6 protein-coding genes are annotated in these 6,000 nt (G+C 69.3%); all 6 read left to right on the forward strand.

Annotated features, from left to right (window positions below; all coding sequences use genetic code 11):
* The first annotated feature begins 515 nt into the window (after window positions 1-515).
* The 6 genes from ABD140_RS26570 to ABD140_RS26595 are packed head-to-tail and all read left to right on the forward strand — an operon-like array spanning window position 516 to window position 5,945.
* On the forward strand, window positions 516-2,018 hold the full coding sequence (locus ABD140_RS26570) for a pyridoxal phosphate-dependent decarboxylase family protein (protein WP_344243710.1): 1,503 nt from the start codon (window positions 516-518) through the stop codon (window positions 2,016-2,018).
* On the forward strand, window positions 2,015-3,559 hold the full coding sequence (locus ABD140_RS26575; RefSeq protein WP_344243711.1) for a phenylacetate--CoA ligase family protein: 1,545 nt from the start codon (window positions 2,015-2,017) through the stop codon (window positions 3,557-3,559). Before ABD140_RS26570 ends, ABD140_RS26575 begins: the two co-directional genes overlap by 4 nt.
* 40 nt (window positions 3,560-3,599) lie before the next feature.
* A complete protein-coding gene (locus tag ABD140_RS26580) occupies window positions 3,600-4,127 on the forward strand; it encodes a hypothetical protein (protein ID WP_344243712.1) in 528 nt (175 codons plus the stop codon).
* Between the two features lie 24 nt (window positions 4,128-4,151).
* Entirely contained in the window at window positions 4,152-4,922 is a 771-nt protein-coding gene (locus tag ABD140_RS26585) for a hypothetical protein (protein ID WP_344243713.1), read from the forward strand.
* A gap of 25 nt (window positions 4,923-4,947) precedes the next feature.
* Entirely contained in the window at window positions 4,948-5,400 is a 453-nt protein-coding gene (locus tag ABD140_RS26590) for a hypothetical protein (RefSeq protein ID WP_344243714.1), read from the forward strand.
* Window positions 5,397-5,945 (forward strand): hypothetical protein, encoded by a 549-nt coding sequence (locus tag ABD140_RS26595; protein WP_344243715.1) that lies wholly within the window; start codon window positions 5,397-5,399, stop codon window positions 5,943-5,945. The genes ABD140_RS26590 and ABD140_RS26595 overlap by 4 nt, the downstream gene beginning before the upstream one ends.
* The last annotated feature ends 55 nt before the right edge of the window (window positions 5,946-6,000 follow it).

The following is a 6,000-nucleotide window of genomic DNA, read 5'->3' on the forward strand; positions in this document are numbered from 1 at the left end:
AAGTGCGCCGATAGGGCGAAGAATGCTCCGGGGCGCATCTTGATCGTTCTCCTTTCCCGTGCTCCGCATCATTTTCGACGGGGCGATCGAGATGATGAAAACGGAACCGCGGCGCCGCCTCTTAGCAGAGGGTAGCCGGTCCTGTTAATGACTCCATGGGTTTTCTTTAGGTGGGGTATCACATGACCCGGTGGTCCGAAAAGGGGCGGCGAATGGGCGAATTATTCGTTATGACTATTTTGCCCGCGGGGCCTTTTTGTTGGTATGTCGCCGTTCAAGTGATTGAATCACGCAGCCGATCGGCTACCTGAAACTTCCTTGCGGACATCCCCTTTGACCTGCGCGTCCATAGTCGGTCAGGAGGCTGTTGAGACGCCCGGGGAGCCTCCTAGGATGCGAAGCGATTCGAATTTCCGTGCACGCGACCGATGGGGAGGTCTTCGCCCGTGACGGAATCACTCGCCCGAGCCGAGAAGGCATCAGGCCATTCGACGAACGGCGGGAGGCGGAATTCGTTGGACGCCGGCCTGGCCGCCGCCTTCGACCCGCCGGGGTTCCACCGGGCGGCGGAGCAGTGCACCCTGCGGTTGCGCCGCTATCTGGACGACCCCGAGATCAAGGGGCTCGATCTGGTCGAGCCGGCGGTGCTGATGAAGGCGGCGCGAGAGCTGATGACGGCCGAGCGCGATGACGTCGCCGGCTATGACGAAGGCCGTTTCCATCAGATAATGGACCTTTATCTGAATACCGGCATTCAAGTCCATTCTCCGGGATATCTCGGACGGCAGTTCTCCGGCGTGGTGCCGCTGGCGGGCCTGGTGGACCTGGTGAGCTCGGTGGCCAACCAGCCGTCCTCCTTCTACGAGGCGGGCCAGCTGCCCAACGTCGCGGAACGGCTCATGGCCGAGGAGCTGGGCCGCTTCCTCGGCTGGGACGGCGAGCGGTCGGCGATGGTGACGACGTCCGGCGGCTCGATGGCCAACCTCACCGCGCTGCTGGCCGCCCGCAACCGGGCGTTCCCCGGCATCTGGTCCCGCGGCGTCGCCGAGGAGGGCGGCCGCCCGGCCATCGCGATCAGCGAGGACGCGCACTACAGCGTGAGCCGCGCCGCCGGCGTGCTGGGCATCGGCGAGGAGCACATCGTCCGGCTCCCCGTCGACGAGTGCGGCCGCATCCGCGTCGGCGCGGTGGCGCCGATCCTCGACGCCGCGGAACAGCGGGGCCTGCGGGTGTTCTGCCTGGTCGCCTCCTCGGGGACGACCGCGATGGGCGCGTTCGACCCCCTCGACGAGCTGGCCGCGCTGACCCGTCCGCGCGGTATCTGGCTGCACGTGGACGGCGCCCACGGCGCGAGCCTCCTGCTGTCGGAACGCCACCGCGAGAGGCTGCGCGGCATCGCCGAGGTCGACTCCCTGACCTGGGACGCGCACAAGATGCTGTTCGTCCCCGCCCCCTGCACGCTGCTGTTCTACCGCGACGGAAGCGCCGCCGCCGGAGCGTTCCGGCAGCGCGCCAGCTACGTCTTCGACGAGGAGCCCGACGTCTACAGCGCGCTGGACAGCGGCGACAAGAACCTCGAATGCACCAAGCGCCCGATGATCATGCCGCTGTGGACGCTCTGGTCGATGTACGGCCCCGCGCTGTTCACCCGCAAGATCGACCATCTGTGCGCGATGACCGTCCAGGCGCACCGGATGCTCGCCGCCGAGCCGGACTTCACCGTCCTGCACGAGCCCGAGGCCAACATCCTGTGCTTCCGCTTCACCCCCGAAGGCCTCGACGACGCGGACCTGCACGCCCTCCAGCTCGCGATCCGCAACCGTCTGCGCGCCGACGGGCGCTTCTTCATCTCCAAGGTCCACATCGGCGGCGTCGCGGCACTGCGCGTCGTGCTGATGAACCACAAGATCACCGCCGAGCACCTGGACCTGCTCATCACCGAGATCAGAACGACCGGAAGCCGGGTGCTGCGCGAGGGCGCGGCGGCCGGCGGCCGTGAGGACGGGAGTCAACGATGACCATGACCCTGACGAACACCGCGTCCACCGCCGCGGACCTGGCCGAGCGGCTCATCCCCGAGGAGGAGCTGCAACCGCGCTCGGCCGCGCAGGTCGCCGCCCTGCCCGCCTTCGCCGGGAAGCTGGAGGAGTGCGCCCGCCAGGTCGGCGTCCCCTACTGCGAGACGCCGCACGACGTCCAGGACGCGCTGGTGCTGCGCCGGCTCCAGCAGATCGTCAACACCGTGCTGCTGAACCCGCTGTGGCGGGAGCGCCTGAACTACTTCGGCGTCACCTCGGCGCCCGCCGACCTGACCGAGTGGGAGCGGATCCCGCTGTCGGACAAGACCGTCCAGCGCGACATGTTCATGGGGGCGCGCGCGGGCATGGTCGTGCCGCTGGACTACGGCGGGTTCGAGGTGGTCGCCAGCGGCGGCACCAGCGACGGCCGCCCCCTGGAGATCGTCTACTCGCTGCGGGAGCTGCGCGACACCTACCGGATCTCCGGCGCGTTCATGGGCGCCTACCAGCTCAGCCGCTACCTGGGCGGCTTCGGCCCCCGCTGGCTGTACACCACGCTGGCCGACTACCAGATGTGGAGCAGCGGCACCATGGTCGGCGGCGTCCTGGCGCAGGTGCCGGGCATCAACTACATCGGGGCGGGCCCCGTCACCGCGCCGGTGCTGGAGCACATGTTCTCCTACCCCGGCTCCAAGGCGCTGATGGGCATCTCCGCGGGCATCGGCATCCTCAGCGAGCTGGGCGCGGGCATGCCGGCGCACGCCCGCGAGAGCTTCAAGGTCGCCATGTACGGCAGCGGCCTGATCCCGCAGCGCAAGCAGGAGGAGCTCCGCACGGTCTACCCGAACGTGTCGATCCTCAGCTACTTCGCCGCCACCCAGGCCGAGTGCATCGGGCTCCAGCTCGACCACACGCGGCCCGACCTCGCCGTCGTCCCCGGCCTGCACTTCGTCGAGGTCGTCGACGAGCACGGCAGGGCGGTCGCCGAGGGCGAGGAGGGCGAGCTGGTCGTCACCCGCCTGCACGCGCACGAGGCGCCGCTGCTGCGGCTCAAGCTCGGCGACCGGGTGATCCGCAGGGCGCCGATGGACGGCCCCGGCCTGAAGACCGGCCGGTTCGAGTTCGCCGGGCGCAGCGGCGACATGCTGCACCTCAACGACAGCCAGTACTCGGCGGCGCTCGCCCAGACGGCGCTGCGCGCCGAGCTGCACCGGGTCGCCGGCATCGACCTGGACCAGGTCGCCCTCGACGTGCAGTTCGTCAACCACCGCGGGGACAAGCTGCTCGACCTGCTGGTGGCGGCCGACGACGCCGAGCGCCTGGCCGAGCGCGCCGAGCGGGCCCTGGGCCCCGGCGGCTGGCGCGGGCTGTTCGCCGCCGCGCTGCCGCGTTCGCTCTCGCTGTTCAACGACCGCGAGGCCACTCCGGAGTCGATCGAAGGCTCCGGATACGACTTCCGGCTGACGTTCGTGCCCCGCGGTTCCGGGGAGATCGAGCGGACGTCCGTCGGAAAGGTCCCGCTCGTGCGGGACCGCATGTGACCGCATCCCTCCCGCAGTACCGACACCGATGGGAGTCACAGTGAAACAGAAGGTCAGCATCGTCGTGATGGTCGACGCCGTGGGGGCGTTGTCCGATCGCACCTTGAACGAGGGCAATCTGTCCCTCGTCGACGACGGCGGGCTCGGCAGCCGCCACCAGGGCACGACCGAGCTCATCACCGCCGTCGTCCCGGGCCAGGTCGTCCAGTGGACCGCCATCCACGTGGACGTCCAGACGCCCGTCGAGATCCAGAACATCGAGTTCCTCAGCGCGGCCCCGGCCCCGGCGGCCCCGTCGCACGTGCCGGCGGAGACCGTCGCGGACCCCGGATACGCCGCTCAGCCCGTCTACGGGACGCCCGCCCCCGCGGCGTCCGCCCACCCGGGGACGGCGCCGACCGCGATCGCCTCCAACGGGTTCGAGAACCACGACCTGCTGGTGTGGGAGGGCATCGTGCCCGCCACCATGGCGCCGGGCGTCCCCTACCACTACCGGCTCTCCATCAAGATGCACGAAGGTCCCGAGAGCGTGCTGTACGTCGACTCGCCCGCGCTGCTGCGCGTGTGACCCCCTGAACCGGAAGGCGGAACCATGGCCCAGCAGCACGGGATCATCGTGCTCATCGACGTCGAGAACGCGCTCAAGGAGCGCTCCCTCGACAAGAACGCGTACTGGTTCGACAACATGAAGTTCCTGGGATCGACCGGAGTGGGCACCAGGAAGCTGACGACCATCGTCCCCGGCACCTCCTTCGTCGACGGCTCCCAGGCCACCGAGCAGGTGCTGAACTGGCTGCCCGCCGCGCTCGGCGCGGTGCCCCCGACGGTGCCGCGCAACTACCAGGCCGAGCGGTCGCAGACGATCGACCGGGCGGCCCTGTCGGGCATCGCCCACCTGGACTCGTCCGACGATTCCGAGGTCGGGAAGATCCAGGAGAAGGTCACCATGCGGGCCCGGCGGCCCCAGACCAGCCGCAGCCTCACCACGGGCAAGGTCCTGGACGCCACCGGACAGGTGGCGGGGGCGAACGCGACGGAGACCTACAACTACCCGACCCCGGTGATCACCGACATCACCGGACCCGCCGTCACCGAGAAGATCATGTACCCGGCCCAGTACGGCTCGCCGGACATGATCTACGACGGCTGGTACTGGGCGGCGACCGTGGACACCAGCCGTCCGGGCACCTACGCCTACACCATGCACATCCAGCTGCACGAGCTCATCGAGCGCAACGACGAGCTCGTCTGGGAGTCGGTGGACCTCACCTGCGAGTCCGCCCTCGAGGTCATCACCGACCCCAAGCGCAACGCCTTCACCGGCTCCGGGTTGGGCATGCTGCCGATCCCGGCCGTCTTCTGACCACGCACCCGAGCGGAGGAGCATCATGCCCCCCAGGACCAAGTCGGCGCCGCGCACGTCCCGGCCCGTGACGATCACCGCGGTGGTCGACCCCGTCGCCGCGCTGGGCGCCGGGACCATCGACGGCAGCCTCTACCTCTACGACACCAACCGGACCGAGGGCTCGACCGGGTTCGGCACCCTCGAACTGCGGACGCGGGTGCGCAAGGGCGACACCCTGCTGTGGAACGCGCTCCCGCTGGAGTGCGAGACGTTCGTCGCCCTCGTCGGCGTCGACATCGACCGGCGGATCGCCGAACCCGTCCGCCAGATCTACCCCGGCACCGACATCGCGTTCTGGACGGCCACCGTCAAGCAGGAGCCGACCCAGCCGGTCGCCTACCGGCTGTCGTTCCTGCTGGGCGCGGTGGCCGAGCCGTTCATCGCCGACCTCTCCCCGTACCTGGTCGGTTCCGCCGAAGCGAAGGAGCGCAAGTGAGCCAGTCGTACGAGGCCTCGGACTTCGCCAGCCGCGGCCAGCTCAACTCGGTGCAGCTCAACGTCGTCACGCTCGTCGACATGGAGAAGGCGGCCGCCACCGAGTCCCTCGAAGGCTGCCTGTACATGATGGACAACAGCATCGGCGGCGTCGGCCAGGGCACCGACCACCTGGAGACCATCTGCAAGCAGGGCCAGGTGGTCAACTGGATCATCCGGCCCATCGACATGCACCGCCGCGCCGACGGCACCTGGCCCCCCATGCCCAAGATCAACAACCTGGTCTTCCTCGACATCGAGAAGGGCGACGAGGACGACCCCGCCGAGCGCCGCATGATGACCGAGCTCAAGGTCTACGGCGGCCCCGACCGCATGCGCGACAAGTACACGGCCGTCTACTACTACTGGGCGGGCGCCGTCATGAGCTCCGCCCGCCCCGGCCTCTACCGGTACCGGTTCGTGCTCGAACTGGAGAAGGAGCACGGCACGGACAAGCTCTACCTGAACTCCCCGCGCTACCCCGCCCTGCGGGTCCTGGAGGTCTGAGCGCCTCCTCCTCCCACGCCGCGGGCGCGCACGGCGCGCCCGCCGCGCCGGACGT

Origin of the sequence: Actinocorallia libanotica (assembly GCF_039525175.1) — a bacterium.
GTDB classification, from domain to species: domain Bacteria; phylum Actinomycetota; class Actinomycetes; order Streptosporangiales; family Streptosporangiaceae; genus Actinocorallia; species Actinocorallia libanotica.